Here is a 21,128-nt window from a genome sequence, read left to right as displayed (position 1 = left end):
GATCCCCATGCAGCTTCGGTACAGCTTCCGCCTGTACCCGAGCACCGGTCAGCGCAGCGCGTTAGCGAGGGCGTTCGGGTGCGCGCGGGTGGTCTACAACGACGCGCTCCGCGCTCGCAAGACCGCCCGCAGCGAAGGCATGCCGTTCCCGAAGACCGGTGACCTGTCGAAGTCGCTGATCACCGAGGCCAAGAACACCCCGGAACGGGCCTGGCTCAGCGACGTGTCGGCGGTCGTCCTCCAGCAGTCCCTCCGCGACCTGGACACCGCGTACCGGAACTTCCTCGACGGGCTGGCGGGCAAGCGCCCGCGCATGGGCGCACCCCGGTACAAGTCCCGCAAGGACACGCGACATTCGGTCCGGTTCACCGCGAACGCCCGCTGGTCGATCACGACCGGCGGGAAGCTGCGCCTGCCGAAGATCGGCGACGTCAAGGTGAAGTGGTCGCGGACGCTGCCCTCCGTGCCCTCGACGGTGACGGTGGTCAAGGACAGCGCGTGCGGGTACTTCGCGAGCTTCGTCGTGGAGACCGGTCCGCAGGAAGTCCTTCCCGAGGTCGTGCCCGAGCTGGGCATCGATCTCGGGCTCGGGCACTTCGCGGTCCTCTCCGACGGGACGAAGGTCGACAGCCCGCGCTTCCTGCGCCGGGCCGAAAAGCGCCTGAAGAAGGCACAGCGGAACCTCTCCCGCAAGGAGAAGGGCTCCAGCAACCGGAACAAGGCCCGGCTGAAGGTCGCCCGCGCTCACGCGAAGGTGGCCGACGCGCGCCGCGAGTTCCACCACCAGCTCTCCACGAAGCTGATCCGCGAGAACCAAGCGGTCGCCGTGGAGGACCTGGCGGTGAAGGGACTCGCCCGCACGCGCCTGGCCAAGTCCGTCCACGACGCCGGATGGTCGGCGTTCGTGAACATGCTGGAGTACAAGGCCGCACGGTACGGGCGCACCTTCGTGAAGATCGGCCGCTTCGAGCCCACATCTCAGGTGTGCTCGCGGTGCGGCGTGAAGGACGGTCCAAAGCCGCTGCACGTCCGCGTGTGGACGTGTGGAGCGTGCGGGGCTGTCCTGGACCGGGACATCAACGCGGCGGTCAACGTCGCCAAGGCGGCCGGACTGGCCGTGACAGCCTGTGGAGCGCAGGTAAGACCGGGACCCGTCCCGGCACCGCGCAGCGAAGCAGGAACCCACCCGACACCACAGCCTCTGACGGCGCGGTAGGCGGGAATCACCGCCCCTCAGGGCAGCGAGGAAGTCAAGCCGTTCCCGTTCCCGGGGGTGTCAGGTCCGTGGGGTCGGTGTTGGCGCCGCAGAGGATGACGCAGGTCTCCTCGGCCGGGGTGGGGGCGGGGGTGCCCGCGAGGGCGGTGGCGGCGGCGTGTTCCACCGCGAGGCGGTGCTCGTGCCAGAGCCGGCCGCGAGCGGCGACGATGGCGTCGTCCGACACCAGCACCGAGTGCACCTGCGGCTGCCTGGCCGCGCGCAGCGCGTCCGCCGAGACCCGGCGGGCGCCGAGGGAGTCGGCGGCGACCGACGAGACCGGCACGTCGACCGGCTCCCCTGCCGTCAGCGCCGCGTGCAGCGCGCGGCTGCCCTCCGGCTCGACCGCCACCACGCGCAGGCCGCGCGCCTCGGCGGCGGTGGCCACGCCGGCCAGCAGCCCGCCGCCGCCCACCGAGACCACGACGGTGGTGATCGTCGGGCGCGCGGCGAGGATCTCGTCGACCAGGGTGCCGGCGCCGGCGGCGATCAGCGGATGGTCGTAGGCGTGCGAGGCCGCCGCGCCGCTCTCCGCGACAAACGCGGCGCACGCTTCGGCGGCCTCCGCGTACTCCGCGCCGACCTGCCGCACCTCGGCGCCCAGCGCCCGCAGCCGGGCCACCTTCACGGGGGGCGCCGTGGTCGGCACGAACACCGTGGCCCGCACGCCCTGCCGCCCCGCGGCCCACGCGGCGGCGAGGCCGGCGTTGCCGCCGGAGGCGATCGCGATGCCGGCGGCCGGCAGCCGCCCGGCCGCCCGCTGGGCCGCGGTGAAGTTCAGCGCGCCCCGCGCCTTGAACGAGCCGGTGTGCTGGAGGAACTCCAGCGCGAACCACAGCCGTTCACCGCCGGGCGCCAACACCACGGGACGCACCCGCCCGCCGATCCGCCCGGCCGCCGCCCGCACCTCGTCATATCCGAACATCCCGCCACTTTAGGCGGGCGGTCCCAGCAGGATGTCCGCGGCCAACTCGACCTTGGCGCCGACGGACTCCGGCAGCACGAAGGTCTCGCCCGGCAGGTAGGTGGACCGCGTGCGGTACTCCCCGTCGCGCGGCTCGGTCAGCAGGCTGACCCGCCGGTGCCGCCGGTCACCGATGAGATAGACGGGGACGCCGGCCTGCGCGTAGGCGAGCGGTTTGTCCACGACATCGCTGCTGTGGTTGCTCGAAGTGATCTCCACGACCAGGCGGAAGACGTGCGGGGCGTAGCAGTTGAAGGCGATCAGATGTTCCTGCACGTCCACGTCGACCACGGCGAGATCGGGCACCACATAGTCGTCGTCGGACGGCAGCCAGAGGCCGACCCTCTGCACCACACTGACCTGCTCACCCTCCAACACGCCCAGGGCAAGGGTGAGTTGGGTCAGCGCTTTGGCGTGTCCGAAATCTGCGGGCGGGTTCACTACGAGTCTTCCTCCAACGACCTCCGGGCGGTAGCCGGGCATGGTCTGGTACACGGTTTCGGCAAGATCCAGCAGGGTCATGCTGTTCTTCCTCTTCGCACTCTCGGCCATGGGCCCTACCCCGATCCTAGAAGCGGTCGTTGGCGCCAGAATCGATTCTGCCAGCTCAACTGGTGTGCGCCCGGGGGCGCGCGCCGGGGGTGGGATAGGTTCACGCACCATGGATATCGCGATCAGGTCCGGCTATGTGGTGCCGGTGGACGGCGCTCCCATCGACGGGGGCACGGTGTTGGTGGTGGACGGCAGGATCGCCGCCGTGGGTCCGGACGCGGAGGTGGAGGTGCCCGACGGGGTGCGGACCGTCGACGCGGCCGGCCGGTGGGTGCTGCCGGGGTTCGTCGAGGCGCACGGGCATATCGGGGTGCACGAGGAGGGGGAGGGGTGGGCCGGCAACGACACCAACGAGATGACCGACCCCAACGGGGCCAGGATGCGGGCCCTTGACGCCATCAACCCTGCGGACGTCGGCTTCGGCGACGCGCTGGCCGGCGGCGTCACCAGCGCGGTGATCAAGCCGGGCTCGGGGAATCCGATCGGCGGCCAGACGGTGGCCGTCAAGTGCTGGGGCCGCACCGTCGACGACATGCTCGTCCGTCAACCCGTCAGTGTGAAGAGCGCGTTGGGGGAGAACCCCAAGCGGGTCTATGGCGACAAGAAGACACTGCCCTCGACCCGGCAGGGCGTCGCCGCCGTGATCAGGGACGCCTTCACCCAGGCGCAGGACTACCGGGCGCGGAAGGCGCACGCCGAGGAGGAGGGCAAGCCCTTCGAGCGGGATCTGACGTCGGAGACGCTGCTGCGGGTGCTGGACGGTTCGCTGCCGTGGTGCCAGCACAGCCACCGCGCGGACGATATCGCCACCGCGATGCGGCTGGCCGACGAGTTCGGCTACCGGCTGGTGATCAACCACGCCACCGAGGGCCATCTGTTGGCCGACGACATCGCCCGCCGGGACATCCCGGTGATCACCGGGCCGCTCTTCACCACCCGCAGCAAGGTGGAGTTGAGGGAGCGGACGTTGGCCAACCCCGGCATCCTGGACCGGGCGGGAGTGAAGGTGGCGATCACCACGGACCATCCGGTGGTGCCGATCAACTTCCTGGTGCACCAGGTCACGCTGAGCGTCAAGGAGGGTCTGGACCGGGACCGGGCGTTGGCCACCATCACCACCAACCCGGCCGAGATCCTCGGCCTCGACGACCGGGTCGGCGCGCTCCGCCCCGGGCTCGACGGGGATGTGGTGATCTGGTCGGGCGATCCGCTGGACGTGATGAGCCGGGCGCTCACGGTCTTTGTCGAGGGCCGCGAGGTGTACAGCTACGACACCGGGACGGGGCGGGGCGAGGTGCTGGACGCCTTCTACCGCGAGGCCCGCTGACGTGTGGTCCGCTGGTGCCGTGGAGCGCACGGCATCAGCGGGTCAGGCCGGGGTGAGCCAGAGCGTGGCCAGCGGCGGCAGGGTGGGGGTGATGCTCGCCCGATGCCCGTGGCTGGGCGTCGACTCGGTCTTGAGCGGTTCGGGGTTGCCGACGCCGCCGCCGCCGAACCGCGCCTCGTCCGTGTTGAGCGTCTCCCGCCAGACGTTGACCACGGCCGGCACCCCGAGCCGGTAGGCGCGGCGGACCACCGGGGAGAAGTTGCAGATCGCCAGCAGCGGGGTGCCGTCGGCGGCGAAGCGGAGGAAGGCCAGGACGTTGTCCGAGGCGGCGTCCGCCACCACCCAGGCGAAGCCGTCGGGCACGGTGTCCCGTTCCCAGAGCGCGGGGTGTGCGCGGTAGCGCAGGTTCAGCTCGCGCACCAGATCCCGCACGCCCCGGTGGTCGCCGGCCGCCACATAGTCGTCGGCGAGCACCCACCACTGCGGGCCCTCGGTCTCCGACCACTCCGCGCCCTGGGCGAACTCCTGGCCCATGAACAGCAGTTGCTTGCCGGGGTGGGACCACATGAAGCCCAGGTAGGCGCGCAGGTCGGCGCGTCTGCGCCACCAGTCGCCCGGCATCTTGGAGACCAGCGCGCCCTTGCCGTGCACCACCTCGTCGTGGGAGATGGGCAGCACGTAGTTCTCCGAGTAGGCGTAGGCCATGGCGAAGGTCATCTGGTGGTGGTGCCAGGGCCGGTGCACCGGGTCCTTGGACAGGTAGAGCAGGGTGTCGTGCATCCAGCCCATGTTCCACTTGAAGCCGAAGCCGAGCCCGCCGTGCTCCGTGGCGCGGGTGACGCCGTCCCAGGCCGTCGACTCCTCGGCGACGGTGAGCACGCCGGGGCAGCGGCGGTAGACCGTGGCGTTCATCTCCTGGAGGAACGCCACGGCGTCGAGGTTCTCCCGGCCGCCGTGCGCGTTGGGCAGCCAGCCGCCGTCGGGGCGGGAGTAGTCCAGATAGAGCATGGACGCCACCGCGTCCACCCGCAGCCCGTCCACGTGGTACTCCTCGCACCAGTAGACCGCGTTGGCCACCAGGAAGTTCCGCACCTCGGGGCGGCCGTAGTCGAACTCCAGGGTGCCCCAGTCGGGATGCTCGGCGCGGCGCGGGTCGGGGTGCTCGTAGCAGGGGGTGCCGTCGAAGCGGGCCAGCGCCCAGGGGTCCTTGGGGAAGTGCGCCGGCACCCAGTCGATCAGCACCCCGATCCCGGCCCGGTGCAGGGCGTCCACCAGGAGCTTGAAGTCGTCGGGGCCGCCCAGCCTGGCGGTCGGCGCGTAGTAGCCGGTGACCTGGTAGCCCCAGGAGCCGCCGAACGGGTGCTCGGCCGGTGGCATCAGCTCGACATGGGTGAACCCCAGGTCGGCGACGTAGGCCGGGAGCCGATCGGCCAGCTCGCGGTAGCCGAGCCCGGGGCGCCAGGACGCGGGGTGCAGCTCGTAGACGGAGAGTGGCGCCGCGTGCGCGGGCCGGTCGGCGCGGGACGCCAGCCAGGCGGCGTCCTCCCAGACGTAGTCGCTGAGGTGGACCACGGAGGCGTTGGCCGGGGGGCATTCGGTGCGCAGCGCCATCGGGTCCGCGCGCAGGGAGTGCGCGCCGTCCGCGCCCAGCACGTCGTACTTGTAGACCGCCCCGGCGCCCACGCCCGGCACGAAGAGCTCCCAGACGCCGCTTGAGCCGAGCGAGCGCATCGGCAGCGCGGTGCCGTCCCAGTGGGTGAAGTCCCCGGTGACCCGCACGCCCCTGGCGTTCGGGGCCCAGACGGTGAACCGGGTGCCGTCGACGCCCTGGTGGGTCAACGGGCGGGCGCCCAGCGCCTCCCAGAGCCGCTCGTGCCGGCCCTCGGCGATCAGGTGCAGATCGAGCTCGCCCAGCGAGGGCAGGAAGCCGTAGGGGTCGCCCACCACCTGTCGGCCGCCGTCCGCGTACGCCACCACCAGCCGGTACTCGGCTGGCGGCGGGCCTGGCAGCACCGCGCCGAAGAGACCGTCGCCCAGATCCCTGAGGGCCGCGTCCGCCATTCCGGGGCGCCGCACCAGGACCCGGCGCGCGAACGGGCGCAGCGCACGGAACAGCGTGCCCTTCGGGACGGCGTGCGCCCCTAGCAGCGTGTGCGGATCGTAGTGCGCCCCTTCGAGCAACAGGGCGCGGTCCTCGGCCGACAGGTTCACGGGGGCGGGTCTCCTTCGGGCGGCGGGACGAAGCGGGGGCTGGAAACGGGGGATGGAAACGGACGGGCGAGGTCAGCCGGCGGTGGCCAGGCGGCGGATCGCCATCATCGGGACCGGCAGCCAGGAGGGGCGGTGCCTGGCCTCGTAGAGGACCTCGTAGATCGCCTTGTCCGTCTCGTAGGCGAGCAGCAGCTCCCGCTCGGCCCTGGGGTCGTCGCCCCTGGCCGCCGCGTAGCCGGCGCAGTAGGCGGCCCGGTTGGCGCGTGACCACTCGGCCGCGCCCCGGTTGCCGCGCACCCGGTGCTGGCAGGCCGCGTAGTCGAAGGAGCGCAGCATGCCGGCGATGTCCCGCACCGGTGGGCCCGGTTGTCTGCGGTCGGCCAGCGGCCTGGCCGGCTCGCCCTCGAAGTCGATCACCGTCCAGTGCGCGTCGCCGCCGGCCTCGGCGACGGTCAGCACCTGACCCAGATGGAGGTCCCCGTGCAGCCGCTGCGCCAGCGCCGCGCCGCCGCGCGCCGCGTGGTCGGCCAGCGCGACATAGGCGCGGCGCAGACCGTCGCGGTAGGGGCGCAGCGCGGAGACGACGTCGACCGCCTCGTTGAGCCGTTCCATCATCGCCCTGGCGGTCTGCTCCAGTTGGCGTCCGGTCAGCCGTTCCGTGGGCAGCGCGGCGGCCAGGGCCGCGTGCACCTCGGCGGTGGCCATGCCGAGGGCGTGGGCCGAGGCGGTGAAGTCGCCGCCGGTCTCCAGGGAGAGCTGGGCGAGCTGCCAGCCGTCCGTGGAGCCGGCCAGGAACGGCTGGAGCACGCCGAGGGTGAGCGGTTCGGCGACGGCGCCCGGCCAGCTGGCCTCGAACCAGGCGGCGGGCGCCGGCACTCGGGCGCAGCCCGCCTGGGCCAGCGCGAGCGGCAGTTCGAGGTCCGGGTTGACGCCGGGGCTGACCCGGCGGAACAGCTTGAGGATATGGGCCTCGCCGAAGACCACCGACGAGTTGGTCTGTTCGCCGGTGAGGACCCGGGCGGTCAGCCCGGTGGGGATGGTGGTGCCCGGCGCGCGGCCGAAGGAGAGGGTGCCGAGCCGGCCCGGGGTGCGCAGCCGCTCCAGCAGCAGCCCGGCCAACCTGGGGTCGTGCAGCGCCTCGTAGATGGCGCGTCCGCGCAGCGGCCCCTCCTTCGCGCGGCCGACCAGGGCCGGCGCCAGCGCGTCGGGCAGCGCCTGGCGAACCCCGAGCAGCAGTTGGTAGCAGTCGCCTTCGGCGGCTCGGGGCCCGCTGGTGCGGCTGGCGCCGGCGCCGGCGCGCACGATGAGGTGCAGCAGCCCGGGGGCGGTGCCGGCCGGGCCGCAGGGGAGGATCTCGGTCGCCGAGATCAGGGTCAGCTCGCCCAGCGGACGGCCCTTGCCGGCGAACCAGCGTTGTTCCGGCAGCCAGTTGGCGAGCAGCCCGGTCAGCGACCGCAGCAGGGCACTGCCCTGCCCCGTGGCGAGCTGGGGGATCTCGGCCGGGGCAGCCCGGGGCGCGGAGCTATCCGACATGACGTCCTTTCCCCGGGCGCGAGATATGTCACGAAGTGTCCCGGATGGAGGCGTGGGTTGCCTGGTGGTGCGGGACGTGTCGTGCAGGAACGGCCGTGCGGGTGAGGCCCGTAACGCGGAGATAGGCCCTGGCCAATGCCCTGCCAGGGGGAGGCTTCCCCCAGCGAACTGGGGGTAAGCCGGGAAGGCGCCCTTCTACGCCTTATGTCTCAGAACCTTCACGCAGCCGAAACCAGTAGAAACCGTGACCGGCGAGGGTCAGCAGATACGGGAGTTCGCCGACGGGTGGGAAGCGCACCCCGCCGATCAACTCCACCGGCACACGACCCGTCCAGGGCCGCAGGTCCAGCTCGGTGGGCTGGGAGAACCTGGAGAAGTTGTTGACGCACATCACCAGGTCGTCGCCGTGTTCGCGGAGATAGGCGAGCACGGCCGGGTTGGACGAGGGCAGTTCGGTGTAGCTGCCCAGGCCGAAGGCGGAGTTCTGCTTGCGGATCTCCACCATCCGCCGGGTCCAGTGCAGCAGCGAGGCGGGGCTGCTCATCGCCGCCTCCACGTTGGTGACCTGGTACCCGTAGACCGGGTCCATGATGGTCGGCAGGAAGAGCCGGCCGGGATCGCAGGAGGAGAAGCCCGCGTTGCGGTCCGGCGTCCACTGCATCGGGGTGCGCACGGCGTCCCGGTCGCCGAGCCAGATGTTGTCGCCCATCCCGATCTCGTCCCCGTAGTAGAGGATCGGCGATCCGGGCAGCGACAGCAGCAGCGCGGTGAACAGCTCGATCTGGTTGCGGTCGTTGTCGAGCAGCGACGCCAGCCGCCGGCGGATGCCGATGTTGGCGCGCATCCGCGGATCCTTGGCGTACTCCGCGTACATGTAGTCGCGCTCCTCGTCGGTGACCATCTCCAGGGTCAGCTCGTCGTGGTTGCGCAGGAAGATCCCCCACTGGCAGCCGGCGGGGATCTGCGGGGTCTTGGCCAGGATCTCCGAGACCGGGTAACGCGACTCGCGGCGCACCGCCATGAAGATGCGCGGCATCACGGGGAAGTGGAACGCCATATGGCACTCGTCCCCGCCCTTGTCGTAGTCACCGAAGTAGTCGACGACGTCCTCGGGCCACTGGTTGGCCTCGGCCAGCAGCACCGTGTCGGGGTAGTGGGCGTCGATCTCGGCCCGCACCCGCTTGAGGAAGCCGTGACTGGCAGGAAGGTTTTCGCAGTTGGTGCCCTCCTCGGCGTAGAGGTAGGGCACCGCGTCCAGTCGGAACCCGTCGATGCCCAGGTCCAGCCAGAACCTCAGCGCGGAGATCATCTCCTCCTGGACCGCCGGGCTCTCGTAGTTGAGATCCGGCTGGTGGGAGAAGAAGCGGTGGAAGTAGTACTGCTTGCGGACCGGGTCGAAGGCCCAGTTCGACGACTCGGTGTCGACGAAGATGATCCGCGCGTCCGCGTACCCCTTGTCGTCGTCGGCCCAGACGTAGTAGTCGCCGTAGGGGCCCTCCGGGTCCCTGCGGGACTCCTGGAACCAGCGGTGCTGGTCGCTGGTGTGGTTCATCACCATGTCGATGATGACCCGGATGCCCCGCTGGTGCGCCGCGTCCACGAACTCGACGAAGTCGGCGAGATCGCCGAACTCCGGGAGGACGTCCGTGTAGTCGGAGACGTCGTACCCGCCGTCGCGCAGCGGGGACTTGAAGAAGGGCGGCAGCCACAGGCAGTCCACACCCAGCCACTGCAGATAGTCCAGCCTGGCGGTGATCCCCTTCAGATCACCGATGCCGTCGCCGTTGCTGTCCTGGAAGGAGCGGACGAGGACCTCGTAGAAGACCGCGCGCTTGAACCACTCGGGATCACGGTCGCGGGCGGGCGTGTCCTCGAAGGTGTCGAGGACCGGCTCATTGACGCTCATGGTTGGGTGACCCTCCGGTCTGTGAGGACGGTCGCAGGGCCAAGATGTGCGCTGACGAGGCGTACGCATCCGCACGGCCCGGCTCAAGCCGCACATAGTTGTCCCTGCCCCAGTAGTAGGTCGTCCCGGTGAGCTGGTCGCACACCGGGAAGGGCTCGGCGCCGCCTTCCTGCGCGGGCGTGAGGCCGCACCCTTGGAGTTGCTCCATATCCAACGAGACCGTTGCTTCGTGGGTGTGGTGTGGATCGAGGTTGACCACGATCAGCACGCAGTCGGCCTGAGGTGTCCGCGTCCGCTTGGAGTAGGCCAGGATGTGCTCGTTGTTCGTGCGGTGAAAGTGCAGATCGCGAAGCTGGCGCAGGGCGGGGTGGCGGCGCCGGAGCGCGTTGAGCAACGAGATCAGCCCGGCGATGCTCTCCCCTGCCGCCTCCGCGCCGGCCCAGTCGCGGGGGCGCAGCTGGTACTTCTCCGAGTCCGCGTACTCCTCGCTGCCCGGCGCCGCCGGCGTGTTCTCGCACAGCTCGTAGCCGGCGTACATCCCCCAGCTGGGGGCGAGGGTCGCGGCCAGCACCGCGCGCGTCCGGAACGCGGGGCGTCCGCCGTTCTGGAGATAGGCGTGCAGGATGTCCGGCGTGTTCACAAAGAAGTTGGGGCGCATATACGAGGCCGCAGGACCGGAGAGTTCCGTGAGGTACTCGGTCAGCTCCTCCTTGGTGTTGCGCCAGGTGAAATAGGTATACGACTGCTGGAATCCGATCTGCGCCAGCGTGTGCATCATCGCGGGGCGGGTGAACGCCTCGGCGAGGAAAATGACGTCCGGATCCGTTCTGTTGATCTCCGTGATGATCTTCTCCCAGAACACCACGGGCTTCGTGTGGGGATTGTCCACCCGGAAGATCCGCACCCCGTGCGCCATCCAGAACCGCAGGATACGCAGCGTCTCCGTGACCAGGCCGCGGAAGTCCTGTTCAAAGGAGATGGGATAGATGTCCTGGTACTTCTTCGGCGGATTCTCGGCGAAGGCGATGGTGCCGTCGCCGCGCCTGGCGAACCACTCGGGATGCGACTTCACCCAGGGGTGGTCGGGGCTGCACTGCAACGCGAAGTCGAGGGCGACCTCCAACTCCAGCGCGTGCGCGGCGGCCACGAACGCGTCGAAGTCGTCCAGGGTGCCGAGGTCCGGGTGGATCGCGTCGTGTCCGCCGTCGGCCGAGCCGATGGCCCAGGGCGAGCCGACATCGTCCGAGCGCGCGTCGAGCGCGCCGTTCCTGCCCTTGCGGAACGCCGCCCCGATGGGGTGCACCGGCGGCAGGTACACCACGTCGAAGCCCATCCCGGCGACGGCGGGCAGCCGTTCGGCCGCGGTGCGCAGGGTGCCGGAGACGGGCGGCAGATGGCGCCTGACCACCGCGCCCTCGGACCGGGGGAACATCTCGTACCAGGAGCCGAAGAGCGCCCGCTCCCGCTCCACCACCAGCGGCAGCGGACGTGAGGAGCTCACCAGTTCACGCAGCGGATGCGCCGCCAGCACCTCGGCCACCTCGGGCGCCTGCGCCGCGGCGAGCCGGGTGGCCGGCGGCAGCTCGGCGTCCAGCAGCGTGGCCACGGCGCCGAGCACCACCTCCCGGCCGGCGCTCTTGGGCACCCCGCCGGCCGCCCGCCGCAGCAGCTCGGCGCCCTCCACCAGGGTCAGCTCCACGTCCACGCCGGCCGGCACCTTGATGCCGGCCCTGGTGCGCCAGCTGGTCACCGGATCGCCCCAGGCCTCGACCGCGTAGGTCCAACGGCCCTCCCGGTCCGGGCTGACCTCGGCGCCCCACCGGTCGAGCCCGGGCGCCAGCTCGCGCATCGGCACCCAGGGGCCGCCGCGCCCGCCCGGATCGCGCAGCACGACGTTGGCGCCCACCGCGTCCGGGCCCTCGCGGAAGACGGTCGCGGAGACCAGGAAGGTCTCACCCGGCACGGCCTTGACGGGGCGGCGCCCGCAGTCAACGCGCGGCTGGACGTCAAGGACAGGGATACGACCGATCATGTGGGGATCACCTGGAAGCGTCGGGGGCGGGCTTTTTCCCTCGCCGTGAGGGGACGTTGTCCTTTGTATCCGCTGGACCGCTGAGTGACTGGTTTCGGGCATGGCCGCTCCGGTGCGCGTTCACTCGTGTGGGGGGTGTCGTGTGCCAATCCTGCCCATCCGATGGGGCCGTACAATCCGGTGACCGGTGACTGCCGCGTATCCACTCGGAGAAACTCTGGGACGGTTCGCGAAGATCCGTTGATGTCGTATACATCAGCCGGCATAACGGCCGGAACAAAGAGCGGCCGAAACCCCGTACCCACTCCCGATCCCGACTGGCCGAGCCGGCACGGAAAAACCGGCCCCCACCTGCCGGAAGCAGGTGGGGGCCGGCTGAGGGAGACGGCTGGGAAGCGCTTGCCGCCGAATTCCCCCGAACGCCGAAGGGGCGTGTCAGTCGTAGGAGATGTCGGACTCCGCGTACCGGCAGAACGTTCCGTCGGGGCCGCTGCCGGTCTCCTCGGGCTCGTCCCCGCTGTCGTTGCCGAGGTACCGCTGGCAGGGCACCAGATCGCGGTCCCCGTCCCCGATCACCGTGATGTCGCGCAGCGTGGCGCTGTCGCCGTAGTTCTCGTTGATCCCCGCCAGCCGGCTCGCCGGCACGGTCACCTCGACCGACTCCAGCACCACCGAGCGCTGGTACTGCGTCGAGCAGTTGCCGCAGGAGCGGTAGAGCGTGGTGAAGTCCTCCGCCACGAAGTCGGTGACGGTCAGCTCGCCGCCGCCGTTGTGCTGGAACACCTTGTCGTCGCCGCCGCGTGCCGCGCCGCCCGTGACGGTGAACCGGGAGTCGTCACCGCCCCTGAAGGTGGCGGCGTCCTCGCCGATGTCCTCCCACCAGACGCGCTCCAGCGTGCAGCTGCCCGCGCAGTGCACCCCGTCGGCGCCGGGGGAGCCGATCACCACATCGCGCAGCGTGCCGCCCTCGGAGACCTCGAAGACCGGCAGTTGGTCCTCGCCCTGACCGCCGTCGCCAAGACCGGGCCCTGGCACATAGCGCGCGTTGCCGCCGTCGAACTCGCCGTCCACCTCGATGGTCTCGTCGACCACGATGTCCTCGGCCGGCTCGGGCCAGGCGGCGGCGCTCACCCCGGCGTCCGCGCCCGCCCGCGCCTGCGCGCTCCCCGCGTCCAGCGCGAAGCTGGGGTGCGGCGGCTGGTTGTAGGCGGTGTTCTGCCAGGCCACACCCGTCCGGTACTGGCGGTCCTCCAACAGCGCTGGGAACGTCAGATCGGTCGGGATGTCCGTCGAGTAGACCCGCAGCGCGTTGTTGTCCGAGGTGCGCCAGACGACCTCCTCGCGCCAGTCGCCCAGGATGTCGGCGGAGAGCACCGGGGTGGCCTTGGTGCCGTTGTTGGACGCGACGCCGTCGGCGGTCAGCAGCCGCTGGTCACCGTCGGGGCCGTACTTGTCGATATGGGTGCCGTCCAGCAGCTCCCTGGTGGCGTCACCGTCCCACCACACCAGGAAGTTGGTGCTGCCCGGCTTGCGGCCGATCGGCTCGCCCGCGAGGTTCAGCAGCGATCCGTCCGCGCTGGACCAGAACTCGGCGCCCGGGTTGTCCGCCCAGATGTCGCCCGCCACGCCCCGGCCGTTGTCCGTCCCCGACGACGTCTGCCAGAGGATCTCCCCGTCGGCCGGGTCGATCAGCAGCGCGTTGGGCTGGTTGGCGGACTCGGAGACCTTGTAGTACTCAAGGCCCGGTCGGCTCGGGTCGAAGTCGCCCAGATGCTGGGCGTCGCCGTGCCCGGTGCCGGTGGTCCACAGCGGACTGCCGTCGTCGTCCAGGGTCATCGCGCCGTAGACGACCTCGTCCCGCCCGTCGCCGTCCACATCGCCGATCGACAGACTGTGCGAGCCCTGCCCGGCGTACTGGTTGCCGGCCTGGTCGCTGTCGAAGAACCAGCGCTGGGACAGCGACTGGCCGTCGAAGTCCCAGGCCGCGACGGTGGACCGGGTGTAGTAGCCGCGCGCCATGATCAACGAGGGGCCCGAACCGTCCAGATAGGCCGTGCCGGCCAGGAAGCGGTCCACCCGGTTGCCGTAGCAGTCGCCCCAGTCACAGGTGTCGCCGCGCGCCGGCAGGTAGTCGACGGTGTCCACGGCCGCGCCCGTCGCGCCGTCGAAGATCGTCAGGAACTCGGGCCCCGCCAGCACATAGCCGTCGCCGTTGCGGTGGTCGGCGCCCGCGTCGCCGATCACGGTGCCGGCGCCGTCGACCGTGCCGTCCGCCGTCTTCACCGCCACCTCGGCCGAACCGTCGCCGTCGTAGTCGTACACCTGGAACTGCGTGTAGTGCGCGCCGGCGCGGATGTTGCGGCCCAGGTCGATCCGCCACAGCTGGGTGCCGTCGAACCGGTAGGCGTCCAGATAGACGTTGTCGGTCACCCCGGACTGCGAGTTGTCCTTGGCGTTGTCCGGCTCCCACTTGACGACGATCTCCAACTCGCCGTCCCCGTCGAGGTCGCCGATCGAACCGTCGTTGGGCGTGTGGCTGTTCGACGGCCGGTCCAGCGGGATGTCGGTGTGGGCGTTGGGCAGCGCCAGCGCCTCGGCCGCGTCCAGGGTCTCGACGCCGTCCGTGACGGTGGCCAACGAGTAGTCGGCGTCCGCCGGGGCGCCCTCGTCCAGGTAGTTGGTGGCGCCGGACAGCGGGCTCTCGGTGATCCGGGTGCCGTCCCGGTAGAGATGGAAGGCCACCCCTTCCGGATCGGCGGCCAGCGAGCGCCAGCTCACCAGGTTGCCCTGGTCGCCCCCGACGCTGACCAGGCCCCGGTCCAGGCCGCCGGCCCGCCGCTGGGCTGGGGAGTCGGCCGGTGGGGCCGCCGTCTCCTGGGCCTGGGCCAGGGCCGTGAGGCCGCCCGTCGCCAGGACGCCCGCGAGGGCGAGGGACAGCAGCCTCCTTCGGCGCCCGCCGGTTGCTGCGTGATGAGGGGAAGGCACGAGGTCTCCTCGTATGTGGGGGAGTTGGTGCGTGATGGACGCCTCCAGGTGGTCACCGAGACGCCGGAGGTTGCCGGGAGCGCCCCGGGATCTTCGCCGCGTCACCCGGCCTCCTGGGCGTTTTGGGCGGTTTACGCGCCACGTCTCAGGTCGATATCGCCGGGCTGAACGCTGTTCACAGCCATATTCCCGAGCAGTAATGTGCCGTCCACCGGCTAACGCCCCTACCACCGTTCCGACCCTCTGAGGTGGATCAATGCGCATAGCAAGACCCCGCGCCGCGAAGATGTTCGCGGCGGCCATCGCGATCGGCCTGGTCGCGACCGGCTGCGCCAGCGATCGGGACGACGACGACAACGGCTCCGGGGGAGACTCCGACGTGTTCGTCTTCGGTGCCGCTGGCAACCCCGCCTCCCTCGACCCCTCCTTGGGCAGTGACGGTGAGACCTTCCGCGTCACCCGGCAGGCGTTCGAGACCCTGCTGGACCACGAGCCCGGCGGCACGGAGTTGGTCGGCGGGCTCGCCGAGGAGTGGTCGAGCAACGACGCCGGCACCGAGTGGACCTTCTCGCTGCGCGAAGGCGTCACCTTCCACGACGACGCCGCGCTGACCGGCGACGTGGTCTGCCAGAACTTCGACCGGTGGTACAACTGGTCCGGCACGTACCAGAACACCACGCTCTCGTACTACTGGCAGAACATCTTCGGCGGCTTCGCCGAGAACGAGAGCGAGGACGCGCCGGAGCCCAACTACGTGGGCTGCGAGGCGCCCGACGAGCTGACGGCCGTGATCACCGTGGCCGAGCCGTCCGCCAACTACCCCGGCGGCTTCTCGCTCCAGCCGTTCTCCATCCACTCGCCCGACTCCCTCGCCGCCTACGCCGAGGACGACCCGAGCGGCGGTGGCGAGGACATCACCTTCCCCGGCTACAGCCAGGAGGGCGGCACGGTCGCCGGCACCGGGCCGTTCCAGATCACCGAGTGGAACAAGGGCAACGGCGAGGTCACCCTGGAGCGCTTCGACGACTACTGGGGCGAGACCGCCGGCGTGGACACGCTGGTCTTCCGCACCATCTCCGAGGAGTCGGCGCGTCGCCAGGAGCTTCAGGCCGGCGACATCCACGGCTACGACCTGGTCGCCCCGGCCGATGTGCAGACCCTGGCGGACGCGGACTTCCAGGTCCCGGTCCGTGGCGTCTTCAACATCTTCTACCTGGGCATCACCCAGGAGCGGCAGCCCGCGCTTGAGGAGCTGGAGGTGCGGCAGGCCATCGCCCACGCGCTGGACCGCCAGAACATCGTCGACACCCAGCTGCCCGAGGGCGGCGTGGTCGCCACCCAGTTCATGCCGGACACCGTCGCCGGCTACTCGCAGGACGTCCGGACCTACGACTACGACCCGGACCTGGCCCAGCAGCTGCTGGCCGACGCCGGGCACGAGGACCTGACGCTCGACTTCTGCTACCCGACCGAGGTCACCCGCCCGTACATGCCGGCCCCCGCCGACATCTACGAGCTGCTCCGCGCCGACCTGGAGGCCGTCGGCATCACCGTCCAGCCGAAGGCCCTCACCTGGAACCCGGACTACACCGAGACCACCAGGGACGGCGGCTGTGACGTCTACCTGCTCGGCTGGACCGGCGACTTCAACGACGGCTACAACTTCCTCGGCACCTGGTTCGACGGCTACACCAAGGAGTGGGGCTTCGAGAACGAGGAGATCTTCGACCTCATGACCGAGGCCAGGACCGAGCCCGACGTCGAGACCCGCGAGGGCCTCTACGCGACGGCGAACGAGGCCATCATGGAGTTCCTCCCCGGCGTGCCGATCTCCAGCTCGCCGCCCTCCATCGCCTTCTCCGCCGATGTCAACCCGCCCACCGTCTCTCCGCTGACCCAGGAGAACTTCGCCGAGGTTTCTTTCAAGTAACCCGCGCGAGCAAGGGATGAGGGCCGCCCGGTCACGGCAACCGCCGTGGCCGGGCGGCCCCCTTACCCGGAGCTGAGAGAAAGGGGAGCCCCTCGGTGCTCCGTCTCGTCGTCCGCAGGCTGCTCCAGCTGATACCCACGCTGTTCGGCCTGTCGGTCCTACTGTTCCTCTGGATCCATCGACTTCCCGGCGGTCCCGCCTCGGCCCTGTTGGGCGAGCGCGCCACGGAGGAGTCCCGGCGACAGATCGAGTCGCAACTCGGCCTCGACCAGCCGGTGTGGGTCCAGTACGGCCGCTGGATCCGCCGGCTGGCCGAGCTCGACCTCGGAAACTCGACGCAGACCGGGCAGCCGGTCTGGGACGAGTTCACGCTGCGGTTCCCGGCCACCATCGAACTCGGCCTGACCGCGCTGCTCTTCGCCGTCGTCGTCGGCATCCCCCTGGGCTACTTCGCCGCGCGCAGACGCGGCACCTGGCTCGACGTCACCGCCGTCTCCGGATCGCTGATCGGGATCTGCGTGCCGGTGTTCTTCCTCGCCGTGATCCTCCGCTCGGTCTTCGCCGTCAACCTGGGCTGGCTGCCCAGCGGCGGCCGGATCACCACCGGGATCAACGCCACCGAGGTGACCGGCTTCCGGGTCCTCGACGGGGTGCTCACCGGGGAGTTCGACGCCTCCTGGGACGCCATCCAACATCTGATCCTGCCCGGCGTCGCCCTCGCCTCCATCCCGCTCGCGGTGATCGTCCGGATCACCAGGGCCAGCGTGCTGGAGGTCCTCAGCGAGGACTACGTGCGCACCGCCGAGTCCAAGGGCCTGCGCAAGAGCGTGATCCGCGCCCGGCATGTGCTGCGCAACGCGCTGCTGCCCGTGGTCACCACCATCGGCCTGCTCACCGGCAGCCTGCTCTCCGGCGCCGTGCTCACCGAGTCCGCGTTCTCCTTCGGCGGGATCGGCAGCTTCATCAGAACGGCGATCTCCGGCCGTGACCACCCCACCCTCATGGGCTTCATCCTCTTCATCGCACTGGTCTATGTCCTCATCAACCTGCTGGTCGACCTCACCTACAGCCTCATCGACCCGAGAGTGCGGGTGAACTGATGTCGACCAAGACGGACAAGATCGACCGACTCGCCGAACTCACCTCCCAGCGGGAGACCGCCAGCGGCGCCAGCCTCTGGGTCGAGGCGTTCCGCCGGCTGCGGAGCAGCAAGATGGCGCTGGTCGGCGCCGGGGTGATGGCGCTCTTCGTGATCATCGCGATCATCGGCCCCTGGATCGCGCCCTACAACCCGACCTCCCAGACCTGGCGGGACGAGGTCTTCACCAACCGGGGCGTCTTCGTCGGCCCCCGGGACGGCAACTGGCTCGGCCTGGACCACCTCGGCCGCGACCAGCTCTCCAGGATGCTCGTCGGCGCCCGCCAGACGCTGCTGGTCGGCGTGGTCTCCACGCTGCTCGGCTTCGCCGTCGGCGCGCTGATCGGCGGCGTCTCCGGCGCGGCGCTCGCCTTCGGCGGCCGGGCCGGACGGCGTCTCGACTCCGTGCTGATGCGCTTCATCGACATGATGCTGGCCATGCCCTCGCTGCTGCTGGCCGTGAGCATCGCGGCCGTGATGGGACAGAGCCTCACCACGGTGATGATCGCGGTGGGGGTGGTCCAGATCCCCATCTTCGCCAGGCTGTTGCGCGGCTCCATGCTGGCCCAGGCCAACGCGGACTACGTGCTGGCCGCCCGCTCGCTCGGCGTGCGCAGACGGCGGGTGGTGCTGGCCCATGTGCTGCCCAACTCGCTGGGCCCGGTGATCGTCCAGTCGACGCTGGCGCTGGCCACCGCCATCATCGAGGCCGCCGCCCTGTCGTATCTCGGCCTCGGCAACCCGGACGCCGCCCAACCCGAGTGGGGCGTCATGCTGGCCCAGGCCGAACGGTTCTTCGACAACGCGCCGCTGATGGCGATGTATCCCGCGTTGGGCATCATCATCACCGCCCTCGGCTTCACGCTGCTCGGCGAGGCCATGCGGGAAGCACTCGACCCGAAACTGCGGAGCTGATCCCATGCCCCTGCTTTCCGTGGACGAACTGAAGGTCACCTTCACCGCACGCGGCCGGCGCGAGACCACCGCCGTCTCCGGCGTCTCCTTCGGCGTGGACGAGGGACAGGTGGTGGGCCTGGTCGGCGAGTCCGGCTGCGGCAAGAGCGTCACCTCGCTCGCCCTGATGGGACTGCTGCCCAAGAAGGGCGTCAGAGTCGAGGGCCGGGCCGACTTCCGCGGCACCGACCTGCTGACCCTGCGCCCCTCCGCGCTGCGCGACCTGCGCGGCACCCAGCTGGCCATGATCTTCCAGGACCCGCTGTCCTCGCTGAACCCGGTGGTGCCGATCGGCGTCCAGGTCACCGAGATCCTCACCCGGCACCGGGGGATGCGGGGCCAGGCCGCCCGCAAGGAGGCCGCCTCGCTGCTGGACCGGGTCGGCATCCCCGACCCCACCCGGCGGCTGAGGGAGTATCCGCACCAGCTCTCCGGCGGCATGCGGCAACGCGCGTTGATCGCCATGGCGGTCGCCTGCGCGCCCCGCCTGCTGATCGCCGACGAGCCGACCACCGCCCTCGACGTCACCATCCAGGCCCAGATCCTGGAACTCCTCAAGGAGCTGGTGGACCAGGAGGGCACCGCGCTGCTGATGATCACCCACGACCTCGGCGTGGTCGCGGGGCTGTGCGACGAGGTCAACGTGCTCTACGCGGGGAAGGTGGTGGAGTCCTCCGACCGGCGCACGCTGTTCGCGGCCCCCGCCCACCCGTACGCGCACGGGCTGCTCGGTTCCATACCCCGGCTCGACGCCCCGCGCGGCGAACCGCTGAACCCGGTGCGCGGCTCCATCAACGACCAGATCGCCTGGGCCGACGGCTGCGCCTTCGCGCCGCGCTGCGACTTCTACACCCTTCAGTGCCTCTCCGGCACCCCGGCGCTCGGGCCGCTCGACGGGGCCGACGACCAGCCGGCCCACCACGCCCGCTGCGTCAACCCGGTACGCGAGCCGCTCGCCGTCGCCACGCTTCCCGAGTCCCCCGCGAGCGGGTCCGACCAGCCGGCCGAGGCCGCACCACCGAAGGAGGAGACCTCCGAATGAGCCTGCTGGAACTCCGCGAGGTCAAGGTCCACTTCCCGGTCAAGCGCGGCGTGTTCTTCGACCGCACGGTCGGCCATGTCTACGCCGTCGACGGGGTGAGCCTCACCATCGAGGCGGGCCAGACCTACGGCCTGGTCGGCGAGTCCGGCTGCGGCAAGACCACCCTCGGCCGGGCCGTGCTGCGGCTCAACGACATCACCTCGGGCGAGGTCGTCTTCGACGGCACCGACCTGGCCGCCCTGCCCGACGAGGAGATGCGCCGCTCCCGGCGCCGCCTCCAGATGGTCTTCCAGGACCCGCTGGGCAGCCTCAACCCCCGGCAGAACATCGAGTCCATCCTGGCCGAGGGCATGGCGGCGCACGATATCGGCGCCAACCGGGAGGAGCGCAGAGCCAGGATCGTCGAGGTACTGGAGAAGGTGGGCCTGCCCGCCACCGCGCTCTCCCGCTACCCGCACGAGTTCTCCGGCGGACAGCGCCAGCGCATCGGCATCGCCCGCGCGCTGGTCCTCGAACCTGACCTGATCATCTGCGACGAGCCGGTCTCCGCGCTGGACGTCTCCATCCAGGCGCAGGTCATCAACCTGCTGGAGGAGCTTCAGCGTTCCCTGGGACTCACCTATCTGGTGATCGCCCACGACCTGGCCGTGGTCCGCCACATCTCGGATGTGATCGGCGTGATGTACCTGGGCGCGCTGGTCGAGGAGGCGCCGAGCGACGCGCTCTACGCGGAGCCGCGCCACCCGTACACCCGGGCGCTGATGTCGGCGGTCCCGGTGCCGGACCCCGAGGTGGAGGACAACAGGGAACGCATCCTGCTCCAGGGCGACCTGCCGTCCCCGGCCAACCCGCCGACCGGCTGCCGCTTCCACACCCGCTGCCCCTGGCGTCAGCCGGAACGGTGCGACACGGAACGCCCCGAACTGGTCGAACAGGCCGACGGCCACCGCGTGGCCTGCCACTACGCCGCCGAGATCGCGGACGGCACCCTCCGACCGACCAGGGAACTCGCCGAGCGCATCCTCCCCGACGACGACGCGGACGTGCCGGCTTCGGCCGGCGACGGCGACGTGCTGGCTTCGGCCGGCGACGGCGCCGGAAAGGCGTCGGACGCGGCCGACGTTCCCAGCGGTACCTGACACCGGCTCCCGGGCCGGCGTTCCCGGGAACCCTGACCGCCGGTCAGGGTTCCCGGCGGGGGCCATCCGTGGTTCGGGGTGGGGCGCCGCGTGGGGCGGCCGGGCCTCCGGCGGGGTGGTTGTGGGGGGCGATCCAGCTGAATCAGCCGGAATCCACCGC

The 21,128-nt window shown here is 70.7% G+C and carries 13 protein-coding genes and 2 pseudogenes; 7 read left to right on the top strand and 8 right to left on the bottom strand.

What is annotated here, in order from left to right; all coding sequences use genetic code 11:
- Positions 1 to 7: 7 nt before the first annotated feature.
- Positions 8 to 1,216, top strand: a complete 1,209-nt coding sequence (locus tag K4G22_RS07035; RefSeq protein ID WP_228078935.1) for an RNA-guided endonuclease InsQ/TnpB family protein — start codon at positions 8 to 10, stop codon at positions 1,214 to 1,216.
- 34 nt (positions 1,217 to 1,250) lie between these two features.
- Here the strand turns inward: K4G22_RS07035 and K4G22_RS07030 are convergent, their stop codons facing one another.
- The gene (locus K4G22_RS07030; protein ID WP_228078934.1) at positions 1,251 to 2,180 is read right to left on the bottom strand and encodes a serine/threonine dehydratase; all 930 of its coding nucleotides are present in this window, start codon (positions 2,178 to 2,180) and stop codon (positions 1,251 to 1,253) included.
- A 9-nt stretch (positions 2,181 to 2,189) separates the two neighbouring features.
- Complete coding sequence (locus K4G22_RS07025; RefSeq protein ID WP_228083985.1) at positions 2,190 to 2,702, bottom strand: Uma2 family endonuclease; 513 nt, start codon at positions 2,700 to 2,702, stop codon at positions 2,190 to 2,192.
- 178 nt (positions 2,703 to 2,880) lie between these two features.
- Here K4G22_RS07025 and K4G22_RS07020 point away from each other — a divergent pair, with 178 nt between their 5' ends.
- Positions 2,881 to 4,098: an amidohydrolase gene (locus K4G22_RS07020; RefSeq protein ID WP_228078933.1), complete on the top strand. Its 1,218-nt coding sequence runs from the start codon at positions 2,881 to 2,883 to the stop codon at positions 4,096 to 4,098.
- 42 nt (positions 4,099 to 4,140) lie between these two features.
- On the opposite strand, the gene glgB is transcribed toward K4G22_RS07020, so the two are convergent.
- From glgB to K4G22_RS06990, 6 genes and pseudogenes are all read right to left on the bottom strand, one after another.
- Positions 4,141 to 6,309 carry a 1,4-alpha-glucan branching enzyme gene (gene glgB / locus K4G22_RS07015; protein ID WP_228078932.1) on the bottom strand — a complete coding sequence of 723 codons (2,169 nt, stop codon included), beginning with the start codon at positions 6,307 to 6,309 and terminating at the stop codon, positions 4,141 to 4,143.
- Between the two features lie 72 nt (positions 6,310 to 6,381).
- Positions 6,382 to 7,842 (bottom strand): maltokinase N-terminal cap-like domain-containing protein, encoded by a 1,461-nt coding sequence (locus K4G22_RS07010; protein ID WP_228078931.1) that lies wholly within the window; start codon positions 7,840 to 7,842, stop codon positions 6,382 to 6,384.
- Positions 7,843 to 8,044: 202 nt separating this feature from the next.
- Positions 8,045 to 9,748: a maltose alpha-D-glucosyltransferase gene (treS, locus tag K4G22_RS07005; RefSeq protein WP_228078929.1), complete on the bottom strand. Its 1,704-nt coding sequence runs from the start codon at positions 9,746 to 9,748 to the stop codon at positions 8,045 to 8,047.
- Complete coding sequence (locus K4G22_RS07000) at positions 9,735 to 11,780, bottom strand: alpha-1,4-glucan--maltose-1-phosphate maltosyltransferase (RefSeq protein ID WP_228078927.1); 2,046 nt, start codon at positions 11,778 to 11,780, stop codon at positions 9,735 to 9,737. Before K4G22_RS07000 ends, treS begins: the two co-directional genes overlap by 14 nt.
- 435 nt (positions 11,781 to 12,215) lie before the next feature.
- A pseudogene (locus tag K4G22_RS06995) lies at positions 12,216 to 12,887 on the bottom strand (pectate lyase); the annotation flags it as partial.
- Between the two features lie 45 nt (positions 12,888 to 12,932).
- Positions 12,933 to 14,765 (bottom strand): annotated as a pseudogene (locus tag K4G22_RS06990) (rhamnogalacturonan lyase); the annotation flags it as partial.
- A 256-nt stretch (positions 14,766 to 15,021) separates the two neighbouring features.
- Between K4G22_RS06990 and K4G22_RS06985 the strand changes: the two are divergent.
- From K4G22_RS06985 to K4G22_RS06965, 5 genes are all read left to right on the top strand, one after another.
- The gene (locus K4G22_RS06985; RefSeq protein WP_228078925.1) at positions 15,022 to 16,695 is read left to right on the top strand and encodes an ABC transporter substrate-binding protein; all 1,674 of its coding nucleotides are present in this window, start codon (positions 15,022 to 15,024) and stop codon (positions 16,693 to 16,695) included.
- Between the two features lie 95 nt (positions 16,696 to 16,790).
- Positions 16,791 to 17,795 (top strand): ABC transporter permease, encoded by a 1,005-nt coding sequence (locus tag K4G22_RS06980; protein ID WP_228078923.1) that lies wholly within the window; start codon positions 16,791 to 16,793, stop codon positions 17,793 to 17,795.
- A complete protein-coding gene (locus K4G22_RS06975; RefSeq protein ID WP_228078921.1) occupies positions 17,795 to 18,748 on the top strand; it encodes an ABC transporter permease in 954 nt (317 codons plus the stop codon). Before K4G22_RS06980 ends, K4G22_RS06975 begins: the two co-directional genes overlap by 1 nt.
- A gap of 4 nt (positions 18,749 to 18,752) precedes the next feature.
- A complete protein-coding gene (locus tag K4G22_RS06970) occupies positions 18,753 to 19,829 on the top strand; it encodes an ABC transporter ATP-binding protein (protein WP_228078919.1) in 1,077 nt (358 codons plus the stop codon).
- A complete protein-coding gene (locus K4G22_RS06965) occupies positions 19,826 to 20,968 on the top strand; it encodes an ABC transporter ATP-binding protein (RefSeq protein WP_228078912.1) in 1,143 nt (380 codons plus the stop codon). Before K4G22_RS06970 ends, K4G22_RS06965 begins: the two co-directional genes overlap by 4 nt.
- Positions 20,969 to 21,128: the final 160 nt, after the last annotated feature.

Source organism: Streptomyces profundus, assembly GCF_020740535.1.
GTDB classification, from domain to species: domain Bacteria; phylum Actinomycetota; class Actinomycetes; order Streptomycetales; family Streptomycetaceae; genus Streptomyces; species Streptomyces profundus.
This window is presented reverse-complemented; position numbering and strand designations above follow the sequence as displayed.

Excerpts from the sequence above, each read along its gene's own strand:
- K4G22_RS07030 (WP_228078934.1), bottom strand. The coding sequence starts at position 2,180 with ATGTTCGGATATGACGAGGTGCGGGCGGCGGCCGGGCGGATCGGCGGG.
- K4G22_RS07010 (WP_228078931.1), bottom strand. The coding sequence starts at position 7,842 with ATGTCGGATAGCTCCGCGCCCCGGGCTGCCCCGGCCGAGATCCCCCAG.
- K4G22_RS07035 (WP_228078935.1), top strand. The coding sequence starts at position 8 with ATGCAGCTTCGGTACAGCTTCCGCCTGTACCCGAGCACCGGTCAGCGC.
- K4G22_RS07000 (WP_228078927.1), bottom strand. The coding sequence starts at position 11,780 with ATGATCGGTCGTATCCCTGTCCTTGACGTCCAGCCGCGCGTTGACTGC.
- treS (WP_228078929.1), bottom strand. The coding sequence starts at position 9,748 with ATGAGCGTCAATGAGCCGGTCCTCGACACCTTCGAGGACACGCCCGCC.
- K4G22_RS07025 (WP_228083985.1), bottom strand. The coding sequence starts at position 2,702 with ATGCCCGGCTACCGCCCGGAGGTCGTTGGAGGAAGACTCGTAGTGAAC.
- K4G22_RS07020 (WP_228078933.1), top strand. The coding sequence starts at position 2,881 with ATGGATATCGCGATCAGGTCCGGCTATGTGGTGCCGGTGGACGGCGCT.
- K4G22_RS06965 (WP_228078912.1), top strand. The coding sequence starts at position 19,826 with ATGAGCCTGCTGGAACTCCGCGAGGTCAAGGTCCACTTCCCGGTCAAG.
- K4G22_RS06985 (WP_228078925.1), top strand. The coding sequence starts at position 15,022 with ATGCGCATAGCAAGACCCCGCGCCGCGAAGATGTTCGCGGCGGCCATC.
- K4G22_RS06975 (WP_228078921.1), top strand. The coding sequence starts at position 17,795 with ATGTCGACCAAGACGGACAAGATCGACCGACTCGCCGAACTCACCTCC.
- K4G22_RS06970 (WP_228078919.1), top strand. The coding sequence starts at position 18,753 with ATGCCCCTGCTTTCCGTGGACGAACTGAAGGTCACCTTCACCGCACGC.